Source organism: Oceanisphaera pacifica (genome assembly GCF_017498065.1).
In the GTDB taxonomy this organism is placed as follows: Bacteria; Pseudomonadota; Gammaproteobacteria; order Enterobacterales; family Aeromonadaceae; genus Oceanimonas; species Oceanimonas pacifica.
Genome location: NZ_JAGDFX010000007.1, coordinates 24607 through 48709 on the forward strand (window position 1 = coordinate 24607; position 24103 = coordinate 48709).

Below are 24103 nucleotides of genomic sequence, written 5' to 3' on the forward strand. Positions count from 1 at the left end.
ATATTTAGCAAGCACACCTCATTAAATTGCTCTGCCTTTGGCTACAACAGTATTTATTTGCTACAGCTGTGGCTGAACTTTAAATGGAAACCCCAATGACCCAACGCGTAACGCTGCAACAGCTTGAATCCTTCTTATGGGAAACTGCCGATATTTTGCGCGGCAATATGGATGCCTCTGAATTTAAAGATTACATCTTTGGCATGTTGTTCTTAAAGCGACTGTCTGACGCCTTTGATGAAGCCAAAGAAGGCGTAGTGGCCTATTACCTTGGTAACGGAAAAACCCAAGCGCAGGCGCAAGAATTGGCAGATGATGAAGACGAATACGATAGCACTTTTTACATTCCGCCCATTGCTCGCTGGCATGCCATTAAAGACTTAAAGCACGACATAGGTGCCGAGCTGAATAAGGCGATGGAAGCCATAGAAGAGCACAACGACGCGCTAGAAGGCGTGTTGGTGTCTATCGACTTTAACATTAAGAATAAACTGTCCGATAAAAAGCTGCGCGACTTACTCAGCCACTTTAGCCGCTACCGCTTGCGCAATAGCGACTTTGAACGGCCCGACTTGCTGGGCACGGCGTATGAATACTTAATTAAGATGTTCGCAGATAGCGCGGGCAAAAAAGGCGGTGAATTTTATACGCCGTCAGAAGTAGTCGAGCTGTTAGTGTGCTTGCTTAAACCCCAAGCTGGGATGCGCATTTACGATCCCACCGTGGGCTCGGGCGGTATGTTAGTGCAAACCCGTAACTACCTTGCCAGCAATGGGGGCAACTCGGCTAACCTGTCACTGTTTGGCCAAGAAATGAACCTTAATACCTGGGCCATTTGTAAGATGAATATGTTCTTACACGGGGTATACAGCGCCAATATTCAAAAGGGCGACACCTTAGGCAGTCCGCAGCACACCCAAGACGGTGAGCTGATGACCTTTGACCGCGTCATTGCCAATCCGCCCTTTAGTTTAAAGAAGTGGGGCAAAGAAGAAGCCGATAACGATGCTTACGGTCGCTTCCCATACGGCACACCACCTAAAGACTCCGGTGATTTGGCCTTTGTGCAACACATGATCGCCAGCTTGAACGACGAGGGCGTAATGGGCGTGGTCATGCCCCATGGCGTACTGTTCCGTGGTTCTAGCGAGAAGGCCATTCGCCAAGGCATCTTGCAAGATGACTTATTAGAAGCGGTAATCGGCTTACCCGCCGGTTTATTCTACGGCACCGGCATTCCGGCAAGCTTACTGATCATCAATAAAAACAAACGTGCGGCACGCTTGCGCAAAGTGTTGTTTATTAATGCCGAATTAGAATACGAAGAAGGCAAAAACCAAAACAAACTACGCCCACAAGACATTGCCAAAATCGTACAAACCTTCGACGACTACGCAGAAGTTAAGCGCTACTCCAAAGTGGTGACCATAGCGGAAATTGCCGAAAACGATTACAACCTTAATATCCGCCGTTACGCCGACACCAGCCCGCCACCCGAGATCTTCGACGTGCGCGCCATTCTGCACGGTGGCATTCCGGTGCGTGAAGTCGAAAGTGAATATATCCGAGAAGAAATACTGCAAGACTTTGATGTCAGCACGGTTTTTTCACGCAGAGACAGTGACTATTACGGGTTTAAAGCTGAAATCGACAGTAAAGAAAAGATTCGTCAACTGGTGGGTGCAGAGAACACCGCCGTTATCGAACAACTAGAGCGTTGGTGGGATAAGTACCGTATGTCGCTGAAAGAGCTCGATGTGCAGGTAGCTGAAGCTGAGGCAATGATGAAGGGCTTTTTGGCGGAGCTGGGGTATGAGTAATACGATCCCAGAGGGATGGGCTATTAATCAGCTCGGAAAACTTACTGATGTGCGCTCAAGTAATGTAGACAAGAAGACCGATGATACAGAAATACCTGTTCGTCTATGTAATTACATGGATGTATACCGCAACAACAGCATTACTTCTGAAGTTGAGTTTATGGAAGCTAGTGCGAAGCAGAGGGAGATTGATCGGTTCACTTTAGAAAAAGGTGATGTGATTATTACCAAGGACTCTGAAACCCCTGATGATATTGCTGTACCATCTTATGTTAGTGAAAGCCTTACCGGAGTTGTTTGTGGTTATCATTTAACATTATTACGACCACACAGTAATCTAGCTAACGGGCAGTTTTTATCACACTTGTTTCAATTGCAAAGTGTTCAGCATTATTTTTATCTTCTTGCGAACGGAACGACACGCTTTGGTTTAACTGCAGACGCCATAAATGCAGCACCGTTATTAATACCACCACTCCCCGAGCAACAAAAAATCGCCAGCATACTGTCATCGGCCGATGAGGTGATTGAAAAAACACGCGCCCAGATCGACAAGCTGAAAGACCTTAAAACCGGCATGATGCAAGAGCTGCTCACCAAAGGCATCGGTCATACCGAGTTCAAAGACTCGCCAGTGGGGCGGATACCTAGTAACTGGGAAGTTGGTGCAATTGATTCTTTTGGAGTCGATATACTCGACGGCGATCGTGGTAAGGAATATCCAAAGGAGAAGGATTTTTATCCCTTTGAGCACTGCCTGTTTTTATCAGCAAAAAATGTCACAAAGAAAGGTTTTGCTTTTACTACTCTGTCTTTTATTACCAAAGAAAAAGATGAGTTACTTCGTAAAGGAAAGCTAACTCGTGGCGACATTGTTATCACCACTAGAGGTACTGTAGGTAATATAGCTTTTTATAATGATGAGGCTCCTTTCGACCATATTCGTATAAATTCAGGCATGGCGATTATTAGAAATAAGTCAGAAGCGTTGGACTCTCAATTTCTCCATCTGCTAATGAACTCGCCAATGGTGAGCGAACAGGTTGAGCTGTTAGCTTTTGGTAGTGCACAGCCACAGCTGACTATAGGTATTATTAAAGGTTTAAATATTCCCAAACCCTGCATTGATGAGCAAAAAGCAATTGCATCTGCCGTTTCTTCTGTAACGAAAAGGCTACAATTGGCGACTAAAAAATTAGCCTTATTGGAGTCAGCTAAAAAAGCCCTCATGCAAGATCTGCTCACCGGCAAGGTGCGCGTCAATGTGGCTAACGTAAGCACTGCTCAACAGGAGGCGGTGGCTGACTAAGTTGCGCACGACAGCGCAACTTAGTCTTCCTGCAGGAGTAACTATGTTTCAGGATGAAGAACATAAAGTAGAGCAACCGGCCATAGAACAGCTAATTAAGCTTGGTTGGTCGTACAAGCCGGGGGCGAGTCTGGCACCGTTGGCTGCTGTTTCTGGCGCCCAAAAAGCTGAGCGTGATTACTACCGCGATGTGGTACTGACGGGTCGCCTTGAGGCTGCTTTGCGTAAGCTGAATCCGTGGATTAGCGAGGAAAACTTACGCAAGGTAATGCGTGAAATTACCCATCCCAACCATGCGGCACTCATGGAGTATAACCATGACATCTACCAGAAGCTGGTTAACTATCTGTCGGTAGAGCAAGACTTAGGCAAGGGCCGCAAAAGCCATACCGTTAACATTATTGACTTTGATAACCCGCTCAACAACGACTTTTTGTGTACCAGCCAGTTTAAAATTGAAGGCGTTAACCAGAATATCATTCCCGATATTATCTGCTTCGTGAACGGTCTGCCGCTGGCGGTGATTGAGTGCAAGTCCCCGTATATTGCCGATGCCATGAGTGAGGGCATTAACCAGTTACGCCGTTATGCCAATTTACGTTACCCTGATACTCACGAAGGTGCACAAAAGCTGTTTTGGTATAACCAGCTGATGATCAGTACCTGCCGCGACCAAGCTAAAGTGGGCACCATTAGCTCAAGCTCTCAGTATTATAGCGACTGGAAAGACGCCCATCTCTATAGCGATGCCGAGATCCGCGCCATGGTGAAAAGCGAGACTGAAGCTGAACGCCAAGTATCAGAAATGCCGCTGCACCATTATGCAAACCAAGCTCAAGCTGTTACCGAGGTCACCGCCCAGCAACGGTTGTTAGCAGGCATGTTTGATTGCGCGAGCTTTCTCGACCTTATTCGCAACTTTGTAATCTTTGAACCGGTTGAAGGGCGACTTATTAAAAAGATCGCCCGCTATCAGCAGTATCGCGCCGTAAACAAAGTGATCCATCGTCTTAAAACCGGAGCTGATCGTAAAGCCAAATCGGGCGTAGTGTGGCATACCCAAGGCTCGGGGAAATCGTTAACCATGGTGATGCTGGCGAGCAAGATGCGCCGAGATGCACAGTTGCAGCAATATAAGCTGGTGTTTATCACCGACCGCACCCAGCTAGACTCACAGCTGTCTAATACCTTTCGCGCCGCCCAAAGCGAGACCATATATAACGCGGGATCTGTTGCCGAGCTTAAAACCCTGCTGGCGCGAGACTCCTCCGACATTGTGACCGCCATGGTGCAAAAGTTTCAGGAGGCAGAAGCCGAGGGTGACTTTAGTAATTTGAACCCCAGTGACAAAATCATTGTCATGGCGGATGAAGCCCACCGTACCCAGTTTGGTAACTTAGCCACCACCATTAATGCCGCCTTACCGAATGCGCCCAAAATTGGTTTTACCGGTACGCCCTTGCTCAAATCACAAAAGATGAGTGATGCCTTTGGTGGCTATATTGATGAATACAAGATCAACGAAGCGGTAGCAGACGGCGCCACGGTGCGCATTATCTATGAAGGCCGCCAAGTACAAACCGAAGTGGTGGGCAAGCCGCTGGATGCGCTATTTGATGAGTATTTTAAAGGCTACAGCGACGACGAAAAGCGTGAGATAAAAAAGAAATACGGCGTAGAGCGGGCAATACGCGAAGCCCCCATGCGCATTCGCTGGGTATGTATCGACTTGCTTAAACATTATCGAGAGCACATACAACCTAACGGCTTAAAAGCCATGATAGTGGTGGGCAGCCGTTATGCCGCCGTGCGATTTAAAGATGCACTGGATGCCTTAGAAGCCCCCCAGTCTGAGGTAATTATCTCGGGCAGCCATAACGACGAGCCGATGTTTGCGCCTTACACCGACGGCAAGCAACATAAACAGGCGATCAGTAATTTTGCTAAGCCGTTGGGCGTGGGTAAAGACCAAGACCCCACCGCTTTTTTGATTGTAAAAGACATGCTGCTAACCGGCTTTGATGCGCCCATTGCACAAGTAATGTATATCGACCGCAGTTTAAAGGGCCACACCCTGATGCAAGCCATTGCGCGGGTAAACCGCACCTACTCAAACGAGCACGGTACTAAGCAAGCAGGCTTTGTAGTGGACTATCACGGCTTGTCGGATCACCTAGCCAGCGCGCTTGATGACTACAGCAGTGAAGACGTAGCGGGCACGTATCACTCGTTAAAAGATGAGATCCCTAAACTTGAAGCCTGCCACACGCGCGTTGCTCAAGTATTCAAAGGGCTGAAGGGCTGTGATGTTGATGACTATGTACTGTTTTTAAAAGATGAGGTTACTCGCCAACAGTTTGAGCAGGCCTTTAAGCGCTTTGCTAAACAAATGGATGTAGTACTGCCCGATGCGGCGGCCAAGCCGTTTACCGCAGATCTGAGATTGTGGGGTAAGGTACAAAACGGTACGCGGCTTAAGTATCGAGAGCCCGGCATGGATCTTAAAGAGATAGGCGCCAAGGTACGCAACTTAGTCGAAGAGCATATTCTTAGCACAGGTGTAGACCCTAAAATTCAGCCCATTGATTTGATGGCTGCAAACTTTAGCCAAACCCTGCAGCAAATTAAATCACCCGAGTCACAAGCCTCAGAGATTGAAAGTGCCATTAAGCATCACTTAACCGTCAACCTAGATGAAGACCCTGAATACTACCGGTCGTTAAGCTTGCGCCTGCAAGACATTATTGAAAAGACCAACGGCAAATGGGACGAGCAAGTTCAGTTGTTAATGAGCTTTCGTAGCCAAATCAACACAGAGCGCACTCAGGCCGCCAGCGACTTAGGCTTAAGCGATACCGAGTTCGCCTTTTACAATATCCTAATGGCAGAAGTGGTGAAATATTTAGGAGAAGGTGACGGCGGTGAAGACACGATAAGCGAAGCCGTGCACGACGAGATTAAAGCCAGCAGTCAAAGCTTAGTGAGTATGTTTGATGAAGCCACACAAATTGTTGATTTTTTCGCTAAGCCCGACGAAGTAAAACGCATGAAGAAAGCCATTAAGCGCACCATCATAGGCTGTTCGTTTAGTGACAAGTCGATTGTGAACATGGTGCAAGACCGTTTTATGGAGCTGGCCGAAACTCGCTTTGGCGCTAACAGTCAGTGATGCGTAAATGAAAATAAATAAGCTTAATGAAGCCGACTTAACCAAACCAGAGTATCGCGACGGCAATGGCTTTATTGTTGAAGTGATCCGCACCGCGAGGCGCAAGTCTGCCGACATACGAGTAGAAGAGGGCGCAGTATCAGTGGTGGTGCCAGAAGCCACCACAGTTGAACGCATCGACCAACTGCTACTGGCTAAGCGCGAGTGGATTATCGAAAAGCTGACTCGGCAACGAGAAGTGGCACCTATCAGCAATAAACAGTTTGTGTCCGGTGAGGCGCTCCCTTACTTAGGCCGTAATTATCGGCTTAAAGTCACCACCGGCGTCTTTCAACCGGTAAAGCTACTGCAAGGCCGGTTAGTGCTACAAGTGCCAGAAGGCCGCCAACAACCGCACATGATCCGCAATGCCCTCGTACGCTGGTATAAACATCAGGCTGGGGTAAAGATCCGCCAAAAGGTACGCCGTTACGCGCCACTAGTGGGGGTAGAGCCAGTCAGCGTCACCATCAAAAGCTTTAAGTCTCGTTGGGGGAGTTGCACTGCCGATGGCAAGCTGGAATTTAATTGGCGGATTTTGCTGGCACCCAACCGCATGGTGGATTACGTGGTTGCTCATGAGCTGTGCCATTTGATCCACCACGACCACTCACCCGCCTTCTGGCGAGAGCTAGCCCGCGTCATGCCCGATTACCAAGAGTGTCGGGAATGGTTGAAGCTGAACTCGGGGAAGTTACAGGTTTAGCTAAGTGGGGTATACAAGTTATCTCTATCTGACTTAGGGTAATGCTCGCTTACACTGAGTGCTAGAGCCCAGCCATTGATTATTAACGGGAGAATATAATGAACACTTATCCAATTGGTACACCAGGCTTGCCTTGGGGTGAGGCTGAGCGTGCTCAGTGGCGTGCCCAGCAAACACAGCAGCGCAGTTATCATAGTGAAGTGTTAAGCGCCATTGAGCACTTAGCAACAGATTTTGATGTGGTGCAATACGGTGAGCTTAATGATGAGCAACAGGTGTTGCCTTTAATGGCGCTATACAGTCGCCCTTGGCAGCCTGCGTTGCCGGTTGTGCTAGTTACCGGCGGTGTGCATGGCTATGAAACCAGTGGGGTACAAGGCGCGTTGCAGTTTTTGGCACAAGATGCCCAGCGTTATACTAATAAAGTGAATCTGCTAGTGGTGCCCTGTGTTAGCCCCTGGGCCTATGAGCGTATTCACCGTTGGAATGCCGAGGCCATTGACCCTAACCGCTCATTTTTTGAACCCAGCCCTGCTGCAGAGTCTGCGGCACTGATGCGCCTGATTGCCCCCATACGTGATCAGGTGATGCTGCATATTGATTTGCACGAAACCACGGATACCGATGAAAGCGAATATCGCCCAGCACTGGCTGCACGCGATGGCGTTCCCTTTGTGCCGGGCAGCATTCCGGATGGGTTTTACTTAGTGGATGATACTGAGCAACCGCAGCCTGAGTTTCAAGCTGCCATTATTCGTGCGGTAGAAAAAGTTACCCATATTGCGCCTGCGGATGAAAAGGGCGAGATTATTGGCTCGGCGGTGGTGGCGAAAGGCGTTATTCAGTATCCGCTGACAAAACTGGGCTTGTGTGCAGGGTTAACCAACGCACGTTATAAAACCACCACAGAGGTGTATCCCGACAGCCCCAGCGCCACCCCCGAGCAATGTAATGCTGCTCAGGTTAGTGCCATATGTGCTGCCATTGAATACCTGTTATCTGATGCTTAAGCTCTTTTTTATGGCACTACACAGGGGGCGACCAGCTTAATAGTGCCCAGCGTTGCAGTTCGCCCCCTTGTTGGGCATAAGCAGGATCACGGTGATACCAAGTGGTTAAGTCTTGTGTCTCTTGTGTGCTTAATGGGCCAAAACGTTCGGCTACTTTGTTGTTGAAGCTCACCCAGCTAAAGCAAGGTGATTCTTGTCGTCATCGGTTTCTGCATAGTGATATTAAATCACGTTAGTCTTCTGAAGCCTCTTACAAGCGTTTTATGTGTCGGTACTTCCTACCGCCACATGCTCTTTAAGCAGCTATCCTTAATCCTTCTTTGTGGATATTGATAGCTGCATTATGATCTCTATCGTGCTCTGCTCCGCAAGAGCACGACCACGCTCTAATGGCTAATGTCCATTTTCCAGAATACAAAGCCCCACAAACGTTGCACATCTTGCTCGATGGGAACCATTGATTAACAGCAGATATTTTCCTGCCGTACCAATCGGCCTTATATTCTAATTGCCTTAAAATCTCACCAAAATTAGCATCATGAAGATGCTTCGCCAGCTTACGATTCTTAACCATATTTTTTACTCGTAACGATTCAACGCTTATCACTTGGTTTTCGTTTATCAGCGCTTTGGTCATTTTATGGGTAACGTCTTTACGAGAACTTGCTATCTTTTCGTGGATTTTAGCAATAATGAGCTTTTGCTTATTAAAATTATTCGAGCCTTTTTTCTTCTTGGCTAACTGACGCTGCGCTTTGGCCAGCTTCTTAGCGTACTTCTTCGTCATTCTGGGGTTATTAAAGCGCTGGCCATCAGAGCACACGGCTAAGTCAGTAATGCCCACATCTACTCCAATGGTTTTACTGACAGTAGGGAGCGTTTGAGTGTCTTCTTTCACTAAAATAGACACAAAATACTGACCTGCTTTATTCTTTGAAATGGTGAGAGAGCTGGGCTTGCCTGTAAACACGCGCGACCACCTGATTTTCAAAGGCTGTTTCATTTTAGCAAGCGTAATGCGCTTATGCTCTGCATCCCACTTAAAGGCGTTGCTCATGTAGGTAGCGGACTGTCTGGCGTGTTTATTTTTAAACTTAGGATAGCCAAATCCAGACGTAAAGAAGGCTTTAAATCCTTTATCTAAATGCTTTAAGGCTTGCTGCAATGGCACACTTGATACGTCTTTTAACCAAACGTAATCGGGGTTTTTCTTCATTAAAGTGAGGTTTTTGCTCCAGTCGTTATACTGGGTTTTATTACCTAACTCATACTGTTCTTTGGAAAAGCTAAGGGCAGAATTATACGCAAAACGAACACAGCCAAAGGTCTGAGCTAACAAAGTAGCTTGCTCTTTGTTTGGGTAGAGCCTGTATTTGTATGCGACTAATTTCACTTGGTCTTCCTCTTTGCTGTACTTTACTATACAGACCTTAACTTACTAATCAATAGTTGGTCCAATCTCATGAATGGGGAGTTTTCTGTCAGAAAGGGCAGGCACTGCGTAAGTGCATTACATGCGCACCTAGTGTTTGTCACAAAATACCGAGCAAAAGTGTTTAATGGCGCTATTTTGGAGAGGTTAGAGGCAATATTAAGAGAGGTATGTGTCGATTTTGAGGTTGAGCTGACCGAGTTTAACGGGGAGGAAGATCATATTCACTTATTAATTGAGTACCCTCCTAAAGTTCAAATTAGCAAGCTAATTAATTCTCTAAAGGGCGTTAGTTCACGACTTTTACGAAAGGAATATTCCGCTATTCATCAATATTTATGGAAGGGTGCACTGTGGTCTCCCAGCTACTTCGCTGGCTCTTGCAAAGGCGCTTCACTTGAAATTATTGCTAACTATATTGAGCGGCAAAACAGACCTAGTTAGTATTACGCCTTACATCCCCGACCTGAAGGACGGGGTTTTTCGGCTAAAATTGATAAACCTGACACCAAAAGTGTTTATCTTTGTTATCGCCATTGTAAAGCTCGCGAGTCAGTATGGTGAGCGGTACTGTGAGCTAAATCAAATAGCTTGCAACTTATTACACTTTTCGCAATTAAGAGTTGTTGCTAAGATCTTATTTTCAATGTTCAATTCTGCCCATAACTTACCTATAATACCGGCATTAATGACGCTAAAAGGCAGCATTTTTGCTTGCCGTAATCACCCTATAATTAAATGTAACCACATAGTGGCTGTAAACGGCTAAACCATTAGAGAATGCCCATGAGGATGCAAGGTAAAATATTAAATTGGCATGATGATAAAGGGTTTGGCTTTGTTGACCCCCTAACGGGCGGCCAACGTGCCTTTGTGCACATTAAATCTTTTATCTCTCGTGCACGAAGGCCGGTCAACGGCGATGTTATTCATTATGAGCTGGTACAAGAAAGCCATCATCGTTATAAAGCCGAATGTATTCAGTTTGCGGATGACGTGCAAACCGCTAAACCACAGCGTTATCTTAGCAACAATCATCATGCCCAAAAAACACACTCAAAGCGTACGCTAGAAGCGCTACTCACTGGACTTTTTTGTGCATTTATACTGATATTTTCACTGATAGGTAGCTTACCTCTTATATTAGCGGGCGCCTTTATTGTGATGAGCACAGTGACGTTTGTGGCCTACGGTATTGATAAATCGGCCGCTGAAAGTGGCCGCTGGCGTACCAAAGAAAGTACCTTACATGTGTTTGCTTTTTTGTGTGGTTGGCCAGGGGCTTTTGTGGCACAACGTTTATTACGGCATAAATCGAGTAAACACGAGTTTCAGTCTTTTTATAAAGTGACAGTGGCACTAAATGTGGCCGGTATTGTGTTTTTATTTACCGAAACCGGTCGCACATTTTTAAATCAAATCGTGCTACCTTGGCTTGCCAACGCATAAGTCAGCCACCCCTTGGTTTAATAGAGGCAGGCGCGTTTTGTGATTGTTCATCCAACGACTGTGTGAGCTTGGTAGGAGAAATAATGCGATTAGTAAAAAGGAGTTATTTTTTCTCCGTAATCAATAGGGTTATACAACAGGCAAAAATGCCTTGGTTAGCGGTTGCTGTGGTGATGCTAAGTGGTTGCGCCAGCATGACAGAGCAAGAATGCCTAACCGCAAATTGGGAAGACAAAGGCAACAGTGATGGGCGGGCCGGCTATGGACTCACGCGACTAGATAGTCACTATAAAGCCTGTGCAAATGTTGGCGTAACACCCAATATGCAGCAATATAAACAAGGACGAGAGCAGGGGCTTAAGCATTATTGCACGCCAGAAAATGGCTTCTTACAAGGGCAACAGGGGCAGGCTTATCGCCAAGTTTGCCCCACCGATTTGGCACCGACTTTTTTACGCGCCTTTACCGATGGCAAGCAGCTGTATGATGCCAAACAGCGCATAACAGACGTTGCAAACGATATTAAAGAGATAGAGCACAGCTTAAGCAACGAGTCTGATAAAGCGCAACGCCGATATTTACGACAAAAGCTTCGCGGTATGAACAGAGAACTACAACGGGTTCGACACGACAGGCGTTATCTAGAAAGTCGACTAGAGCGCGCTCGTTATTATCAGCATCAATAACGATAATGGCCAGCTTTGCACGAAATTTTAGATATTGTTAACAGAGCTGAGCCATGCCACAAGCAAAATTAACGCTGATGCTTGCTTAGCTATCTTGCCCCTCTTAACATGAGACTTACTCTCATCTTGGAGGTTTAATTATGCACGGTGAATACAAAGTGCCCGGCGGCAAACTGGTGGTGGCAGATCTGGCGCTAGAGCAAGACTGTTTAAGCCAAGTGAGTATCTCAGGTGACTTTTTCTTAGAGCCAGATACCGCCTTAAATCACATTAACCAAGCCTTAATTGGCCTACCTCGCACGGCAAGTCATTCAACGCTTACTAACGCCATTTTAGCGGCATTAGACGACGATGTGGTTATGTTTGGCTTCTCGGCTGCCGCCGTTGCCACCGCAGTACGTCGGGCATTGGGCATGGCCAGCAGTTGGCAAGATCACCAATTTAGCATTATTCCCCCTGTTACCTTACCGGCCATAGAGCATGCTGCATTAGATGAAGTGCTCGTTGACTCTGTTGCCAAAGGCTTGCGCGGCCCTACATTGCGGTTTTGGGACTGGGACGACTCAGTGGTGGTGATTGGTTCATTTCAATCGGTTAAAAATGAAGTGGACATAGACGCCGCCAATCAAGCGCAAGTTAAAGTGGTGCGCCGCGTTACCGGTGGCGGTGCTATGTTTATGGAGCCAGGCAATTGCATTACCTACTCACTCACCGTGCCCACTTCACTGGTAGATGGTATGAGCATAGAGCAGTCTTACCAGTTTTTAGATGCTTGGGTATTAGGCGCACTCAACGACATGGGCATTAAAGCGCATTATGTGCCGCTTAACGACATTGCCTCTGCTCAAGGTAAAATTGGCGGCGCGGCACAAAAGCGTTTTGCCAATGGCGTGTTAGTGCACCATGCCACCTTAGCCTTTGATATTGATGCCAGTAAAATGTCACAAATTTTACGCACTGGTAAAGAGAAAATTTCCGACAAAGGCATTACTAGCGCCAATAAACGCGTAGATCCTATGCGTAGCCAAACTGGTCTTACGCGAGCAACCATTATTGAAGCCTTTAGCAGCCACTTTGCACAATGTTACCCCAGCCAAGCAGGGCAATATTTACCTCAAGAGTTGGCTGGCGCTAGAGCATTAGTAGCCAGCAAATTCTCTACCGCAGAGTGGTTATATAAAGTGCTCTAAATGGACTTTTGTTGAGCGAGCGCCCGACATTGTCTACAATGGCGCACTTTTCATTTACGTTAGGTCATAATAATGAACGAGACTAAATCGCTACCCCCATTACCCGATCGCCTGTCGATTAACCCACGCAGCCCTTTTCATGTAGCTGAGGTGTTTGAGCACAACATTGGTATTCGACTCAATGGAAAAGAGCGTTTTGACGTTGATGAATATTGCATTAGTGAAGGCTGGGTAAAAATCTCTTCGCCTAAAGCGCTAGATCGCCGTGGTCAGCCGTTACTTATTAAAGTAAAAGGCACAGTAGAAGCTTTTTATAGCTAAACGACATTACCGCTTTAAACTCAAAAAGGCCTAGATTTTTATCTAGGCCTTTTTTATAGCCCAACAATAAACGCGTTGTGCAGTACTCTGTTTATGCTAGAGCAGTCAGCCATTATTTATACTAAAAGTGACAATTTACACCTCTATATAAGATGTTAAGCTGAACGTGAGTCATGCAGTAATAAAAACGATATTTTCAACAATAATGAGAGGCCGTTATGATTGCAGGGCGGGATCAAACTTTGTTAATGAAATTTGAACGGCCAGATCGTCTGTGATCTAATTAGCGCTTCTTGATAAAGGAGCCCAGCCATGACCTTGATTGAACACCTCACCCTTGTTGAAGAAACTCGCTCAGATATTAACCAAAAACATGATTTAGTCGATGTCATGTTCTTGGTTGTCAGCGCCATCATGGCTGGTGCTGAAGGTTGGCAAGATATTGAAACCTATGGTGATTCCAAAGCGGACTGGTTACGAAAGTACCGTCCATTTGCACACGGTATTCCTCGTCGGCATACCATTGCACGCATCATGCGGTGCGTCGTTGTTGAGTCCTTGATGGAAGCCTTGCTGGGCTGGGTTAATGAGCACCGAACCCATTATGGCAAACCTATCATTGCTTTTGACGGCAAAGTGCTACGTGGCTCATATCGAAAAAATGCCTCTAAAGCGGTGCAGCTGGTGACTGCTTACGATACCGAAAATGGCTTGGTGTTAAGCCAAAAAGCGACGCCTTCAAAGAAGGGAGAAATCGCCACCGTCCGAGAAATGCTGGAAGTCCTCAACCTCAAAGGTTCTGTGGTCACGCTTGATGCTCTACACTGTCAGCGGGAAACACTGGAGCAAGTTCAGGACAAGAAAGCGCACGTGGTGGTACAGGTAAAACATAATCAACGCAAGCTGCGCGAAGGGGTCCAATCTCAGTTCCAGGCTGTCTTCGATGCTGGTAAAGAGAAGATCGTTGTCGAGCACAAAGAAGCCGGTCATGGCCGTAAGGAAGATCGCTATGTCTTTCAATTAAAAGCGAAACTTCCTGAGGGACTGGCAGAAAAATGGCCGACTATTCGCAGTATTATCGCCGTTGAACGCCACCGTACCATCAATGGTAAAGGGACAGTGGATACTTCTTACTATGTCAGTTCACTGTCACCTAAACACAAGCTGCTGGGGCACAATATTCGTCAGCACTGGCGTATCGAGAACAGCCAACACTACATTCTGGATGTGGTGTTTAACGAAGATGCCTCACGGATTGCCACGGAAGGTGCTGTCGAAAATATGGCCTTGTTCCGGCGGTTTATCATGAACATTCTCAAGCAAAGCCAGTGCGGCTCCCCGAGTCAGCGCAACAAGCTGAAACGGGCAAGCTGGAACGACGATTACCGGGCTCAATTATTTTTTGGTTAAATTGCCAACAAAGTATGCTCTCGCCCTGTCATTAACAAAGTTTGATCCCGCCCTGTGGAATGGTTGTGGTCATGACTTCTTTTGCAAATGAACCTGAACAGAGTAAATTTGATTCCAGCCTGTTAAAGCCTGAATTACTCAATCAAAATTCTCCAAGAGAGGTTGAATCGTTTGAAAGCCCTGATTTCCTTAAGCATCTGGCTCCAATCAGAAAAACGTTCGGAAACCTAGCTTATACGGAGTCATCTGAGAAAGTGAACCCACGAATGACTGCGTTTGCAAAACACATGGAAAAAACCATGTATGAGCCTGTTAAAGACAGAGTCTTCCTAATGAGCGGATGGCAGTTGACAGCTACACTTATTGTTGTGGGCGATGACGGCTTAATTGTTATCGATCCGGGTGAAAACGATGACGCTGCCAGTGCTTTGATGAAGGCTTTTCGTGATGAAACCGGTAACACCACGCCAGTAAAAGGGGTAATTTATACTCACCGTCACATTGACCATCCCTTTGGTGTAGCGGGTGTTGGTGTGACCCAAGACATGGTAGATAACGAAGAGGTGCGAATCTTCGCTCACCATGAATTTATGGATTATTTGGCGAACGATGCCAGTGTGGTCAGTGATATCCTGACTCAGCGTTCTGCCTATGCTGCGGCTTCTTATTTAGGGGTTGGCGAAGATGGTTTTGTGCATGGTGGACTTGGGCCTGCGTTTACATTCGGTACTCAATCCTTGTATCGTCCAACGGAACTCGTCACAGACAAACTAGAAGTGGAAGTGGCTGGCGTTAATATGGTGATTTTTGAAGCCTACGGGGATGCCGAAGACGAAATATCCGTCTTTTTCCCTGACTTCAATCACCTTAATGGCGCTGAGACTATTCAAGGTGAATCGTTTCCTAATATTTATTCTCTACGTGGAACGAAATTTCGGGACCCAGTTAAGTGGTACAAGGGTATTGATAGATTACTTGAATCTGCGCAGAAGGCTGACAGCTATAGTCATTCTCATGGACGTGCATGGCTGGGTAATGACTTTATAGTTGAGCGTATTCAAAACTATCGTGATGCTATTCAGTATGTTCATGATCAAACCATCCGTCATATGAACAAAGGCGCGATTCGCGAAGAGCTGGTTGACCTAGTCGAGTTGCCTCCACAGCTGGCTGATGATCCTTGGTTGCAAGAGTTTTACGGAAGCGTTGAACACTCAGTTCGCAATATTTACGTTGATTATATGGGCTGGTTTCAAGGCGATGCGACTGAATTGGCCACACCTTCATTTCATCGCAAAGCTAAGCTATACGTTGAAGCCATGGGTGGCGCGAGTAGTGTCATGACAATTGCCAATCAAGCCGTTGAAGCGCAAGATTATGGTTGGGCGGCAGAAGTGCTTACCCACCTTGTTCGTGCGGAGCCTGAGAATCAAACAGCGAAGGATCTAAAGGCCCATGCGCTTAGAGAGTGGGGCTATGATCAATCAAACCCCTATTTCAGACAGTTTGCGCTGAGCGGTGCTGCTGAACTGGATAACACCAAAAAAGATTTGCCTCCGGTTGACTTTGGAAGTCCGGCTATTGTTTCTCAGTTAAGCATCGGTACTTTGCTCGAAAACTTGCGGGTCAAAATTGATGCTGATAAGGCTGTGAATGCTGACTTCAAAATTGGTTTCAATATTACTGACCGAGATGAGCAGTATGGGTTTCATATTCGTAATGGCATAGCGGCATTTTATGAGTATGTTCCAGATGATGCCCAAGTTACTCTCAATATCCCTAGCCAAGTTATTTATGACTATGTTTTGGGAAAAAAAGGTATCAAGCAGTCAATTTCCGACGGCAGTGGCACGATTGAGGGAGGTATCGATAAACTGGATGAGTTTGGAAGCTACTTCGACTTTAGTAAGACAGATATCAATATTTCATCGAGATAGTCTGAGTTTAATTCGTAGCCGAATAAGCCACTCAAGTTAGCTTGTTATACACGCCCTTTATCACTACGTAAGTTGTACAGTGAGAAGGGCGTTTTTTATGTACAACTGGCCATCATTCTGGCCAGAGCTTAGAGCACAGGCAAGACAGGATAGAGAAATGGTTAAATAGTATGTCTATCTTTGGATGGACGTTTAAAGGTTGGATGAAGTAAGCTAGGCTGCAAAGCAGTGTGAGAATCAACAATGAGAGCTTAATATGCGATCTGTACCAGAGCGGAATTGGAAGTTATTTCGAAGGTTACAAGCAGAGTTACTTGCGACAGCGTCTGATTTAGTCTTTAAAAAAGTGGAGCGGCTATCCCAAGATCGTGCTGGCAAAGAGCATCAATCGTATTTGGACTTATATTGCCTGATTAAAGAGGAAGACGAAAAAATAGCACAGATGTTTAATAACCCAACGCGTAATAATGTATTGTTTAAAATAGGTTTTTTAAAGCAATATGGTATTTTGAGTGATGAGCAATTTCAGCTTTTTAGTGAAGAAACACAAAAACGCGTAACCCCCTACGCGACAGAGTAAATCGCTAACGCTGTTCGCTCGGGTAAGCGTTAGCGGTTATTAGATTGCCAGCATCGTTTGTCTATAACAGTAGGTTTTCTGGCATTAAATTTAACATAATGTTTGCCGTGGCGAAGTGTGAATCTTTGCTTGCAGAGTAGGCATGTATGTTATTGCGCTTTGGCTTTTATTTCACACAAAAACCAGTAAGCGAACGCGGATAGTAGGGCGCATCCACTCATGGTGAACAGCATATATAAGGGGGATGAGTCGGGTAGTGCAGAAACAAAAGCCGCGGCAAGGGCGGCAATGCCAAAACGTAGTGTGCCAGCAAGTGAAGACGCTGTTCCTGCCAGATTAGGTAAGTTACTGAGTAAACTTGCCATGCTATTGCTGCCAATGGTCGAGATAACCCCTACATACAACATAATAGGCATAACGACTGACCAAAGTCCCCAACCTAATAAAGGACCTAAAGGCATAAGTAAGCCTGCCAGTAATTGTAAACTTAAGGCTAAGCGCAACATGGTGCGCGAGCCTAACCGTCGAACCCATTTGCCATTAAGGGTGGTGAATAGCATTAGGCTGATGACGTTAAGGCCAAATAAATAGCCGGTATGTTGAGGCGATACGCCATAAATATCGATATAAATAAAGGAAGCGCCGGTTAAAAAAGCAAACATACCGGCAAACGAAAAAGCCCCGCATAGCATATAACCCAGTGCGATTGGGCTGGACAGTAAGCGCAGGTAACTGCGTAAAATAGAAGCTAAATGCAAAGGCTGGCGCCGAGCTAGGGGTAAGGTTTCGGGTAGTTTAAAGCTGCTAAATATTGCGACTATAATAGTGACGCCTGTGAGCACCCAAAAAATAGCTCGCCAGCCAAACCAATGGGCTAAATGCCCACCCAGCATAGGGGCAACTAATGGCGCAAGTGTCATCACCAGTGTGATATAGGCCATGGTGCGAGCAAAGTCTTCTCGGTTAAATAAATCTCGCACTAGGGCTTGTACTACTACCGCAGACGCCGCGCCAGCAAAGCCTTGGGCGCCGCGCAGCCAGGTGAGGCTTTCTACACTGGTGGCCATAGCACATAGCGTGGCGGCAATCGCAAACACCAGCATGCCCCCTAATAATACAGGGCGTCGGCCTTTGGCGTCTGATAGGGGGCCAAATAATAATTGCCCTAATGCAAAACCGCCGGTGTAAGCGGCTAGGGTGGCTTGTACTCGGTGAGAGTTGCTGCCCAGCGTTTCGGCAATGGCTGGCATGGCTGGCAGGTACATATCAATGGCAAGGGGAGTTAAGCCAGATATTGCGCCCAGTAAAATAATTAATGGTAGTGTGGCATTGGCTGCAGGTTGAGATGACATGGCGCAACGGGATCCTCTAGAGAAAGGCGCCATCCTTGTGCGCAAATTGAAGCACTGCTTTGTTGATTAAGCACTGAGCCATAAGTATAAACGATACGTATCAGTTTGTGTCTAGGTTATGCTTTTTAAATGCACTTTTTACTCTGCGTCAAACTTGCAACCAGCACGGGATAATATTACTGTATGTACATACATGTAAGGAGTGATTATGGCCGTAGCAATACAGTACCTTGTGGTAAGAAATGGAATCGAGAAAATGACATTTACTAATAAAAAAGAAGCCGATGCTTATGATCGTCTGCTTGATTTGGCCGAACACTTAGATGAAGTGTTAGCAGAGGCACCTATTAGTTTAAATGAAACCGATCGCGAATCTTTAGCGCTGTATTTAGCGCAAAATCAGGCTTTGTTAAGCGGGCCGAAAAAGAAGGCGACTAAAAAAGTAAATAAAGAGGCACTCGCTGATGAGAATAACCAAGTGCCTAAAAAAGAGACGAGTAGCATAGATAATGTAGCGGCCATTGCCTAGCGTTTAGTCATTGACGCTAATGATTGTCCCCCAATATACGGTAAACTTCGTCAATAGAATCTTGCTGTTGTTTGGCATAGAGCTCAAACTCGTCTAATACGGGGCAGCCGAGCGCTTGTTCAAAGCTCGCCTGATCTGCACTTTTGTGGTACACAGATTGCAGGCTGTCCCCTAAATTGGATTGAAAAATACCTGCGGCACTGACCGGTAAAAAATCTTCGTAAATAATCGGCATCCCACTTACCCAGCCTTGCTCTATCAGCGACTCTAGCGAGTCAGTCACACTGATAGCTCCTGTTTTTTCTAATCCCTCTTGAGTGACCTGATAACGAAAATAGCCCAACTGTTGGCTACGCAGACTCTGTTCATCATCGGGAAATTCAGAAAAAATATCGACCAGTTGTTGCTGATATTGTTGATTGTTATGTTCAGTGGCGGCCAAGGTGTGGCGAGCACGATTGAGTAGTTCATCATACAAAGCTCTCCCCTTAGGCGTTAATGCCATTCCTCTTTGTTCTACCTCACCAAAACGTGCGCTGTGAGTGCCTGCTTCTGTGTGTGCATTTTTAGTATCTTCCCCTATAAATAACACTGGCTCTTCTAGTGCTTTAAAGCTGGTTTGGCGCAATAGAATAGGGCAGCGGCGGCGAGGGGGACCTTCAACTGTAGCTTTTGAAGTGATGCCATAAGTGGGCATTTTTTGTTGTACGGCATCTATATCTAGGGCTCTGGGCGTTAAGTGATTGATATGAGGCCCATTAAAGCACACCACATCCGCAATAAGTGGGTGCACCTTGTTGAGTGCTTGATACGTTTCTAAAGACACGTTGGCGTGTTGTTGCCAGCGAAAGGTTTCGAGTATTTCACTAACAAACTGATGTGCTTGTGCGGTATTTAAGCGGCCCATGGCTTCGGCTTGGCTAAGCAGTAATCGTGCCTTGGCCGTGAAAATATCGCGCTTATCTAAAAGGGTACTGGCTTGCTGGCGTAAATCGGGGTCTTCAATAAGATCGAGCCTGAGCAAAGAGGTGAAAATACGAAAGGGATTTTTTTGTAAAGACGCGTCGTCTATGGGGCGAAATGCAGTGGAGTGCACAGGCACGCCTGCAGAGGATAAATCATAGTAGCCAACGGGGTACATGCCCATTAAAGCAAACACACGGCCTAACATATTCAGCTCTTCGGCACTGCCCACTCTAATGGCACCGTGGCGCTCAAGGTGTAGGCGTGCTTGTTCATTACTTTGGCTCAGTTGTTGAGCTAGTGCGTGCTGGGTACGCAGGGTCTCTTGATTAATATCCTCCACTAGCTGCACGAGCGTGGCATATTGGGGCACTTCTTGTTGGTACATCTGTGACATGGCATCGGAAAAAAGTGTACGAATATCATCAGCAGATAAAGAAAGATTTAAAGCCATAGCGTGATAATCCTTTAATTAACAATGAGCCATAAACAAAATGTGTCTCCTTCTACTCTAGCTAGCTCATTTATATTTACCAAGTGTAAACCAGTTAAAAGACAGCTTTAAGCCATCTAACAAGCAGCTGTACGTTATACGCTGAGCGCTGTACGAAAAATCAAATCGCAATTTTTTTGACGTCAGGCGTTGGTTTTCAGCCGTAAGCTGGTAGAGGCCGCTTTAGCTGGCCGGTTTTGTGAAGCAAAACAAGAATACATCGACCATATTAATTTTAAGTACGACGCTGTTGATGGTGTACCTGTTTTGCACAGTGCTTTTTTGATGAACTTTAATGCCGCTACGCGCCATCGGCCAGCTGAAGCGGCCTCTACATGGATGTTTAGGGTTGGTTTTTAAACTGAAAGCTGACAGCTTCCGGCTGAGAGCTTTCATTTCGGCCGTCATTGCGAGGAGTGCAACGACGCGGCAATCCATTTAACAAGCAGCCGTACGCTTCACGCTGAGCGCCTGACGAATAAACAAAACCGCAGTTTTTCTTTAACATAAAGCGGTCAGCATTAGATGTAGCGCTTTCTTTTGAAATGGATTGCCGCGCTACGCTCGCAAAGACGCAATAAGGGCAAATACCAAGCTCTGTCGTCTTGCGGAGCAAGAAGCTTGCTCTTGTACGCCTTACACCTCACTCCTTACCATTGTTCCGTACCGCGTAACGCGATTAGCCGCTTCGCCTTGCCGTTATGCAATAATGAGGCTTATCGGTATTATTTTAGCGAAATCAAAACATAAGGAGCAATATTGGTGATGGATATCATAGTGATCTTAGGGCTGACCTTATTAGCGGGCATGGCGATGCCCTTGGGGGCTTTTGTTGCCAGTAAAGACCATGTGTGGCCAAACTGGTTAGAGGATGAATTTCGTCATGGGGTGGCCGCCTTTGGGGGTGGAGCTTTATTGTCGGCGGTGGCCTTGGTGTTGGTGTCTGAGGGCACGGCTAAGTTGTCTTTAATGAGTGCTGTGTTGTGCTTTGTAGCCGGAGGCGCGGCATTTATGTTGCTTGATATTGTGCTGTATAAGCTAAACACGCCTGCTAGTCAGCTAGCGGCCATGTTGGCCGATTTTATTCCTGAATCGCTGGCGCTAGGGGCGGCTTTTGCTTTAGGTGGTATGGGCAATGCGTTATTACTGGCCATGTTAATGGCACTGCAGAATATGCCTGAGGGCTTTAATGCCTATCGCGAGTTGGGCGTGTCGGGGCGCTTTAAAGGCAGCAAAATTATTATTATCTTTGCGGTGATGGCGTTGCTAGGCCCAGTTGCAGGGCTATCGGGATATGTGTGGCTGGCGGATGCCCAGCTGTGGGTATCAGGCATTATGTTGTTTGCCGCGGGAGGTATTTTATATTCGGTATTTCAAGATATCGCGCCGCAAGCCGTGTTAGACAAGCATTGGGCACCGCCCATGGGGGCGGTACTGGGTTTTGTACTCGGGGTAGCCGGACACATGCTAGTTTAATAAGAAGGTCGCAAGTCATGTAGTCGCTGCTTTAGCTGCGAAATGGTGCTCCCTTTATCCTCCCCTATGCCGCCTGTGAACGGGGTTAGCAGGCAGCTCGGTGCTTCAAGAGAGGTAACGGAGCTTGGCTTCCGCGACCGTGAAATGCCAGGGATGGCATTTCCCGAGCCCCCATGGATGGGTTTATGGCGTGTCGTGGAAGGTAAGTCTGTTTCCTCTATGATCCAGCTTTAAATCAGATCATATTTTTACTTAGATTGGTGTTACATCTTTACCGATTTTTACACTTAACGCCCGAGGCTTGTTCTCTATGGTTGAGTACCTCGGGCATGGTTTCTAGGTGATCGGTCTCAAATAGGGTTTCTAACTCGGTACGCGCTTGGCGAGCGGTTTGAAAAAGTGCCGTTTCGTCATTGTAAAATTCATGTTGTTGCTGAAGTACCCGTTCGTCATGTTCACGAAAGCGCTGTAACCGTGCTTCTATCTGCGTCTCTTTTAGCCCTAAGCCTTGTAGCACCTGACGACTCATCTCTAAGCTTGAGTGAAAGGTTTCGCGTATCGGGTTTACGCCTAAATCCCATAGTTTATGGACATGTTGACGGTTGCGTGCTCGGGCTATCACTTTCATTTTTGGGTAGCGCTTACGAATGGCTTGTGCCGTATGCAGGTTTATATCAGGGTCGTCGGTGGCAATAATAAAAAATTCGGCTTGCTCGGCTCCGGCACTGCGCAGCACGCCTGGGCGCAGTGGATCACCATAATAAATGGCAATATTGTCGAGACTGCGGGTAATGCTAATGGTGTCGACTTCGGTTTCAAAGGCCACAAAAGGCACCCGCTGGGCACGTAATACCCGAGTGATAATTTGTCCCATGCGGCCCATTCCCACAATCACGGCGCGAGGGTGATGATCGTCAACCTCTTCATATTCGGGTGGAACTTTAGGCGTAACCTGTGGGTGTGTTAAATGGCGTGATAACAATAATAAAATCAGCGGCGTTAGCGCCATCGACAAGGTAATGGCCATTACCAGCATATCGTGCAGCTGTGCATTAAACAGGGCGTTGTCTTTGGCTAAGCCAAATAATACAAAGGCAAACTCACCGCCAGCGGCCAGTAATAACCCCAGTTTAAGGGCGCTAAGGGTGTCTAATTTGCCAATAAGTCGACCGACAAAGAAAAACAGCGGAAATTTAAGTGCCAATAAAAGCAATGCTAAGCCTACGATAACAATGGGGTGCTCTACCAATAGGCTTAAGTCGGCACTCATACCTACACCAATAAAGAACAAGCCCAATAGTAAGCCTTTAAAGGGCTCTAACTGTGATTCTAATTCGTGGCGATATTCGGAGTCGGCTAACAGCATACCGGCTAAAAACGCCCCCAAAGCCATAGACACATGCGCCCATTCCATTAACCAGGCTGTGCCCATGACCACTAAGAGAGCGGTGGCTGTTGACACTTCTTGTAGGCCGGTTTTGGCCACAATGCGAAACACTGGTCGTAATAAGTAACGCCCACCTAATACGACCACGCCAATGCTGGCAGCAATTTGTAATAGGTGTGATCCGCCCTCGCCAGTGCTCACTTGCGCACTGCCTAAGGCAGGCACTAAGGCAATTAAAGGAATGGCGGCAATATCTTGAAACAGTAAAATAGCAAAGGCTTGGCGACCATGGGCGCTGCTCATTTCTTTGCGCTCCGCCAGCAGTTGCAGCCCCATAGCGGTGGAGGATAAGGCTAAGCCAAAGCCCAAAATCAGTGCTGCCTGCCACGATTGGTTGAAAAGCTGCCAAGCGCCCAGTGCCAGTAATGTCCCGGTGAGCATCACTTGGGCTAAGCCTGCGCCAAATACTGCGCGGCGCATCACCCAAAGTCGGCGAGGTGAGAGCTCAAGGCCGATAATAAACATCAGCATCACCACCCCCAGCTCCGAAAGCTGAGAAATACTTTCTGGCTCGTGGATAAGGCCTAATACTGAGGGGCCAATGAGTACGCCACCTAATAAGTAGCCTAAAACGGCACCTAATTTTAGGCGCTTGGCCAGTGGTACCATGAGTACGGCGGTCAGCAAAAATATAACGCTGGCATGAAGTAAGCCACCGGTCTCAGACATGATCACTCCTAGGGATAAGGCGATAACTAACGGTTATTTAGAGTGTCGCACGCGGCTGTAAAAAAAGGAATACGATATAAACAGCGTTTGTCTGACGGTTGAAAGCTTATCGCTGA

General features: G+C 46.7%; 20 protein-coding genes. 15 read left to right on the top strand and 5 right to left on the bottom strand.

Annotated elements, in window-relative coordinates:
- Positions 1 to 95: 95 nt before the first annotated feature.
- The 5 genes from J3U76_RS07110 (at position 96) to J3U76_RS07130 (ending at position 8053) form a co-directional block, all read left to right on the top strand.
- Positions 96 to 1820, top strand: a complete 1725-nt coding sequence (locus tag J3U76_RS07110; RefSeq protein WP_208005272.1) for a type I restriction-modification system subunit M — start codon at positions 96 to 98, stop codon at positions 1818 to 1820.
- Complete coding sequence (locus J3U76_RS07115) at positions 1813 to 3129, top strand: restriction endonuclease subunit S (protein WP_208005273.1); 1317 nt, start codon at positions 1813 to 1815, stop codon at positions 3127 to 3129. Before J3U76_RS07110 ends, J3U76_RS07115 begins: the two co-directional genes overlap by 8 nt.
- Positions 3130 to 3172: 43 nt before the next feature.
- The gene (locus J3U76_RS07120; RefSeq protein ID WP_208005274.1) at positions 3173 to 6298 is read left to right on the top strand and encodes a type I restriction endonuclease subunit R; all 3126 of its coding nucleotides are present in this window, start codon (positions 3173 to 3175) and stop codon (positions 6296 to 6298) included.
- Positions 6299 to 6305: 7 nt separating this feature from the next.
- Positions 6306 to 7043, top strand: a complete 738-nt coding sequence (locus tag J3U76_RS07125; protein WP_208005275.1) for a M48 family metallopeptidase — start codon at positions 6306 to 6308, stop codon at positions 7041 to 7043.
- Positions 7044 to 7141: 98 nt separating this feature from the next.
- Positions 7142 to 8053 carry a M14 family metallopeptidase gene (locus tag J3U76_RS07130; RefSeq protein ID WP_208005276.1) on the top strand — a complete coding sequence of 304 codons (912 nt, stop codon included), beginning with the start codon at positions 7142 to 7144 and terminating at the stop codon, positions 8051 to 8053.
- Between the two features lie 16 nt (positions 8054 to 8069).
- Here the strand turns inward: J3U76_RS07130 and J3U76_RS07135 are convergent, their stop codons facing one another.
- On the bottom strand, positions 8070 to 8225 hold the full coding sequence (locus tag J3U76_RS07135; RefSeq protein WP_208005277.1) for a hypothetical protein: 156 nt from the start codon (positions 8223 to 8225) through the stop codon (positions 8070 to 8072).
- A 123-nt stretch (positions 8226 to 8348) separates the two neighbouring features.
- Complete coding sequence (locus J3U76_RS07140; protein WP_208005278.1) at positions 8349 to 9446, bottom strand: RNA-guided endonuclease TnpB family protein; 1098 nt, start codon at positions 9444 to 9446, stop codon at positions 8349 to 8351.
- Between the two features lie 69 nt (positions 9447 to 9515).
- Between J3U76_RS07140 and tnpA the strand changes: the two genes are divergently transcribed.
- The 8 genes from tnpA (at position 9516) to J3U76_RS07180 (ending at position 17058) form a co-directional block, all read left to right on the top strand.
- A complete protein-coding gene (gene tnpA, locus J3U76_RS07145; protein WP_208005280.1) occupies positions 9516 to 9929 on the top strand; it encodes an IS200/IS605 family transposase in 414 nt (137 codons plus the stop codon).
- A gap of 342 nt (positions 9930 to 10271) precedes the next feature.
- Positions 10272 to 10934, top strand: coding sequence for a DUF1294 domain-containing protein (locus J3U76_RS07150; protein WP_208005282.1), 663 nt, complete (start codon positions 10272 to 10274; stop codon positions 10932 to 10934).
- A gap of 83 nt (positions 10935 to 11017) precedes the next feature.
- The gene (locus J3U76_RS07155) at positions 11018 to 11620 is read left to right on the top strand and encodes a DUF2799 domain-containing protein (protein WP_208005283.1); all 603 of its coding nucleotides are present in this window, start codon (positions 11018 to 11020) and stop codon (positions 11618 to 11620) included.
- A gap of 140 nt (positions 11621 to 11760) precedes the next feature.
- The gene (lplB, locus tag J3U76_RS07160) at positions 11761 to 12810 is read left to right on the top strand and encodes a lipoate-protein ligase small subunit (RefSeq protein WP_208005284.1); all 1050 of its coding nucleotides are present in this window, start codon (positions 11761 to 11763) and stop codon (positions 12808 to 12810) included.
- A 72-nt stretch (positions 12811 to 12882) separates the two neighbouring features.
- Positions 12883 to 13131 carry a DUF3297 family protein gene (locus J3U76_RS07165; protein ID WP_208005285.1) on the top strand — a complete coding sequence of 83 codons (249 nt, stop codon included), beginning with the start codon at positions 12883 to 12885 and terminating at the stop codon, positions 13129 to 13131.
- Between the two features lie 312 nt (positions 13132 to 13443).
- A complete protein-coding gene (locus J3U76_RS07170) occupies positions 13444 to 14541 on the top strand; it encodes an ISAs1 family transposase (protein WP_208005286.1) in 1098 nt (365 codons plus the stop codon).
- 71 nt (positions 14542 to 14612) lie between these two features.
- Complete coding sequence (locus J3U76_RS07175; protein WP_208005288.1) at positions 14613 to 16478, top strand: alkyl sulfatase dimerization domain-containing protein; 1866 nt, start codon at positions 14613 to 14615, stop codon at positions 16476 to 16478.
- A gap of 256 nt (positions 16479 to 16734) precedes the next feature.
- On the top strand, positions 16735 to 17058 hold the full coding sequence (locus J3U76_RS07180; protein WP_208005289.1) for a hypothetical protein: 324 nt from the start codon (positions 16735 to 16737) through the stop codon (positions 17056 to 17058).
- Between the two features lie 149 nt (positions 17059 to 17207).
- Here J3U76_RS07180 and J3U76_RS07185 read toward each other — a convergent pair whose 3' ends face one another.
- A complete protein-coding gene (locus J3U76_RS07185; protein ID WP_208005291.1) occupies positions 17208 to 18410 on the bottom strand; it encodes a Bcr/CflA family multidrug efflux MFS transporter in 1203 nt (400 codons plus the stop codon).
- A gap of 208 nt (positions 18411 to 18618) precedes the next feature.
- Here J3U76_RS07185 and J3U76_RS07190 point away from each other — a divergent pair, with 208 nt between their 5' ends.
- Positions 18619 to 18939, top strand: coding sequence for a YebG family protein (locus J3U76_RS07190; protein ID WP_208005292.1), 321 nt, complete (start codon positions 18619 to 18621; stop codon positions 18937 to 18939).
- A gap of 16 nt (positions 18940 to 18955) precedes the next feature.
- On the opposite strand, the gene hglS is transcribed toward J3U76_RS07190, so the two are convergent.
- A complete protein-coding gene (gene hglS, locus J3U76_RS07195; RefSeq protein WP_208005293.1) occupies positions 18956 to 20356 on the bottom strand; it encodes a 2-oxoadipate dioxygenase/decarboxylase HglS in 1401 nt (466 codons plus the stop codon).
- Positions 20357 to 21160: 804 nt separating this feature from the next.
- Here hglS and J3U76_RS07200 point away from each other — a divergent pair.
- Positions 21161 to 21871, top strand: coding sequence for a ZIP family metal transporter (locus tag J3U76_RS07200; protein ID WP_243454134.1), 711 nt, complete (start codon positions 21161 to 21163; stop codon positions 21869 to 21871).
- 271 nt (positions 21872 to 22142) lie between these two features.
- Here the strand turns inward: J3U76_RS07200 and J3U76_RS07205 are convergent, their stop codons facing one another.
- Positions 22143 to 23987 (bottom strand): monovalent cation:proton antiporter-2 (CPA2) family protein, encoded by a 1845-nt coding sequence (locus J3U76_RS07205; RefSeq protein WP_208005295.1) that lies wholly within the window; start codon positions 23985 to 23987, stop codon positions 22143 to 22145.
- Positions 23988 to 24103 lie beyond the last annotated feature (116 nt).

Coding starts and splice junctions, on each gene's coding strand:
- J3U76_RS07165 (WP_208005285.1), top strand. CDS start 12,883: ATGAACGAGACTAAATCGCTACCCCCATTACCCGATCGCCTGTCGATT.
- J3U76_RS07110 (WP_208005272.1), top strand. CDS start 96: ATGACCCAACGCGTAACGCTGCAACAGCTTGAATCCTTCTTATGGGAA.
- J3U76_RS07120 (WP_208005274.1), top strand. CDS start 3,173: ATGTTTCAGGATGAAGAACATAAAGTAGAGCAACCGGCCATAGAACAG.
- J3U76_RS07125 (WP_208005275.1), top strand. CDS start 6,306: ATGAAAATAAATAAGCTTAATGAAGCCGACTTAACCAAACCAGAGTAT.
- J3U76_RS07185 (WP_208005291.1), bottom strand. CDS start 18,410: ATGTCATCTCAACCTGCAGCCAATGCCACACTACCATTAATTATTTTA.
- J3U76_RS07205 (WP_208005295.1), bottom strand. CDS start 23,987: ATGTCTGAGACCGGTGGCTTACTTCATGCCAGCGTTATATTTTTGCTG.
- J3U76_RS07150 (WP_208005282.1), top strand. CDS start 10,272: ATGAGGATGCAAGGTAAAATATTAAATTGGCATGATGATAAAGGGTTT.
- J3U76_RS07175 (WP_208005288.1), top strand. CDS start 14,613: ATGACTTCTTTTGCAAATGAACCTGAACAGAGTAAATTTGATTCCAGC.
- J3U76_RS07200 (WP_243454134.1), top strand. CDS start 21,161: ATGGATATCATAGTGATCTTAGGGCTGACCTTATTAGCGGGCATGGCG.
- J3U76_RS07155 (WP_208005283.1), top strand. CDS start 11,018: ATGCGATTAGTAAAAAGGAGTTATTTTTTCTCCGTAATCAATAGGGTT.
- tnpA (WP_208005280.1), top strand. CDS start 9,516: ATGAATGGGGAGTTTTCTGTCAGAAAGGGCAGGCACTGCGTAAGTGCA.
- J3U76_RS07170 (WP_208005286.1), top strand. CDS start 13,444: ATGACCTTGATTGAACACCTCACCCTTGTTGAAGAAACTCGCTCAGAT.
- J3U76_RS07180 (WP_208005289.1), top strand. CDS start 16,735: ATGCGATCTGTACCAGAGCGGAATTGGAAGTTATTTCGAAGGTTACAA.
- hglS (WP_208005293.1), bottom strand. CDS start 20,356: ATGGCTTTAAATCTTTCTTTATCTGCTGATGATATTCGTACACTTTTT.
- J3U76_RS07190 (WP_208005292.1), top strand. CDS start 18,619: ATGGCCGTAGCAATACAGTACCTTGTGGTAAGAAATGGAATCGAGAAA.
- J3U76_RS07130 (WP_208005276.1), top strand. CDS start 7,142: ATGAACACTTATCCAATTGGTACACCAGGCTTGCCTTGGGGTGAGGCT.
- J3U76_RS07115 (WP_208005273.1), top strand. CDS start 1,813: ATGAGTAATACGATCCCAGAGGGATGGGCTATTAATCAGCTCGGAAAA.
- lplB (WP_208005284.1), top strand. CDS start 11,761: ATGCACGGTGAATACAAAGTGCCCGGCGGCAAACTGGTGGTGGCAGAT.